The following is a 3,291-nucleotide window of genomic DNA, read 5'->3' on the forward strand; positions in this document are numbered from 1 at the left end:
ACACAGTGGACGCGAGCAACTGAGGACAAGCCCTCGGCCTATTAGTACCGGTCAACTCCACCCATTACTGGGCTTCCATATCCGGCCTATCAACCCAGTCGTCTACTGGGAGCCTTACCCTCTCAAGGAGGTGGGAATACTCATCTCGAAGCAGGCTTCCCGCTTAGATGCTTTCAGCGGTTATCCCTCCCGAACGTAGCCAACCAGCCATGCCCTTGGCAGAACAACTGGCACACCAGAGGTTCGTCCGTCCCGGTCCTCTCGTACTAGGGACAGCCCTTCTCAATATTCCTACGCGCACAGCGGATAGGGACCGAACTGTCTCACGACGTTCTAAACCCAGCTCGCGTACCGCTTTAATGGGCGAACAGCCCAACCCTTGGGACCGACTCCAGCCCCAGGATGCGACGAGCCGACATCGAGGTGCCAAACCATCCCGTCGATATGGACTCTTGGGGAAGATCAGCCTGTTATCCCCGGGGTACCTTTTATCCGTTGAGCGACGGCGCTTCCACAAGCCACCGCCGGATCACTAGTCCCGACTTTCGTCCCTGCTCGACCCGTCGGTCTCACAGTCAAGCTCCCTTGTGCACTTACACTCAACACCTGATTGCCAACCAGGCTGAGGGAACCTTTGGGCGCCTCCGTTACTCTTTAGGAGGCAACCGCCCCAGTTAAACTACCCATCAGACACTGTCCCTGATCCGGATCACGGACCCAGGTTAGACATCCAGCACGACCAGAGTGGTATTTCAACGACGACTCCACCTGAACTGGCGTCCAAGCTTCACAGTCTCCCACCTATCCTACACAAGCCGAACCGAACACCAATATCAAACTGTAGTAAAGGTCCCGGGGTCTTTCCGTCCTGCTGCGCGAAACGAGCATCTTTACTCGTAGTGCAATTTCACCGGGCCTATGGTTGAGACAGTCGAGAAGTCGTTACGCCATTCGTGCAGGTCGGAACTTACCCGACAAGGAATTTCGCTACCTTAGGATGGTTATAGTTACCACCGCCGTTTACTGGCGCTTAAGTTCTCAGCTTCGCCCTGTCGAAACAGAGCTAACCGGTCCCCTTAACGTTCCAGCACCGGGCAGGCGTCAGTCCGTATACATCGCCTTACGGCTTCGCACGGACCTGTGTTTTTAGTAAACAGTCGCTTCTCGCTGGTCTCTGCGGCCACCCCCAGCTCGAGGAGCAAGTCCTCTCACCAGTGATGGCCCCCCTTCTCCCGAAGTTACGGGGGCATTTTGCCGAGTTCCTTAACCATAGTTCACCCGAACGCCTCGGTATTCTCTACCTGACCACCTGAGTCGGTTTAGGGTACGGGCCGCCATGAAACTCGCTAGAGGCTTTTCTCGACAGCATAGGATCATCCACTTCACCACAATCGGCTCGGCATCAGGTCTCAGCCTTAACGTGTGACGGATTTGCCTATCACACGGCCTACACCCTTACCCCGGGACAACCACCGCCCGGGCTGGACTACCTTCCTGCGTCACCCCATCGCTTACCTACTACCACCTTGGACCGGCGGCTCCACCACTCCCCATTGCCCGAAGGCTCCGGGGCGGCTTCACGGCCTTAGCATCAGAGGATTCAGTATTGGGCGTTTCAAAGCGGGTACCGGAATATCAACCGGTTGTCCATCGACTACGCCTGTCGGCCTCGCCTTAGGTCCCGACTTACCCTGGGCAGATCAGCTTGACCCAGGAACCCTTAGTCAATCGGCGCACACGTTTCTCACGTGTGTATCGCTACTCATGCCTGCATTCTCACTCGTGAACCGTCCACAACTCGCTTCCGCGGCTGCTTCACCCGGCACACGACGCTCCCCTACCCATCCCAGCGGGCGTTGGCCCTCATGCTGAAATGACACGACTTCGGCGGTACGCTTGAGCCCCGCTACATTGTCGGCGCGGAATCACTTGACCAGTGAGCTATTACGCACTCTTTCAAGGGTGGCTGCTTCTAAGCCAACCTCCTGGTTGTCTCTGCGACTCCACATCCTTTCCCACTTAGCGTACGCTTAGGGGCCTTAGTCGATGCTCTGGGCTGTTTCCCTCTCGACCATGGAGCTTATCCCCCACAGTCTCACTGCCGCGCTCTCACTTACCGGCATTCGGAGTTTGGCTAAGGTCAGTAACCCGGTAGGGCCCATCGCCTATCCAGTGCTCTACCTCCGGCAAGAAACACACGACGCTGCACCTAAATGCATTTCGGGGAGAACCAGCTATCACGGAGTTTGATTGGCCTTTCACCCCTAACCACAGGTCATCCCCCAGGTTTTCAACCCTGGTGGGTTCGGTCCTCCACGAAGTCTTACCTCCGCTTCAACCTGCCCATGGCTAGATCACTCCGCTTCGGGTCTTGAGCGCGCTACTATGTCGCCCTATTCGGACTCGCTTTCGCTACGGCTTCCCCACACGGGTTAACCTCGCAACACACCGCAAACTCGCAGGCTCATTCTTCAAAAGGCACGCAGTCACGACTGCATGTGCAAGCACATACAGCGACGCTCCCACGGCTTGTAGGCACACGGTTTCAGGTACTATTTCACTCCGCTCCCGCGGTACTTTTCACCATTCCCTCACGGTACTATCCGCTATCGGTCACCAGGGAATATTTAGGCTTAGCGGGTGGTCCCGCCAGATTCACACGGGATTTCTCGGGCCCCGTGCTACTTGGGTGTCTCTTAAACGAGCCGTTGATGTTTCAGCTACGGGGGTCTTACCCTCTACGCCGGACCTTTCGCATGTCCTTCGCCTACATCAACGGTTTCTGACTCGTCTCACGGCCGGCAGACCGTGACAAAGAGATCCCACAACCCCGCATGCGCAACCCCTGCCGGGTATCACACGCATACGGTTTGGCCTCATCCGGTTTCGCTCGCCACTACTCCCGGAATCACGGTTGTTTTCTCTTCCTGAGGGTACTGAGATGTTTCACTTCCCCTCGTTCCCTCCACATGCCCTATGTGTTCAGGCATGGGTGACAGCCCATGACGACTGCCGGGTTTCCCCATTCGGAAACCCCCGGATCAAAGCCTGGTTGACGGCTCCCCGGGGACTATCGTGGCCTCCCACGTCCTTCATCGGTTCCTGGTACCAAGGCATCCACCGTGCGCCCTTAAAAACTTGGCCACAGATGCTCGCGTCCACTGTGCAGTTCTCAAGCAACGACCAGCCACCCACCACCCTGCTGCACAAGCAGCAAGTTCACTGGGGCCGGCATCGCGAAGATAAAGACCGTAGCCCGTACCTTCAGACACCCAACAGCGTGCCCGACAC

Annotated in this window: 1 rRNA gene; it reads right to left on the reverse strand. The window is 57.0% G+C overall.

The annotated features are described in order from the left end of the window. Positions 1–21 precede the first annotated feature (21 nt). Positions 22–3,144: ribosomal RNA gene (locus AMK26_RS35465) — 23S ribosomal RNA — on the reverse strand. Between the last annotated feature and the right edge of the window lie 147 nt (positions 3,145–3,291).

This window comes from Streptomyces sp. CB03234, assembly GCF_001905885.1.
Classification (GTDB): domain Bacteria; phylum Actinomycetota; class Actinomycetes; order Streptomycetales; family Streptomycetaceae; genus Streptomyces.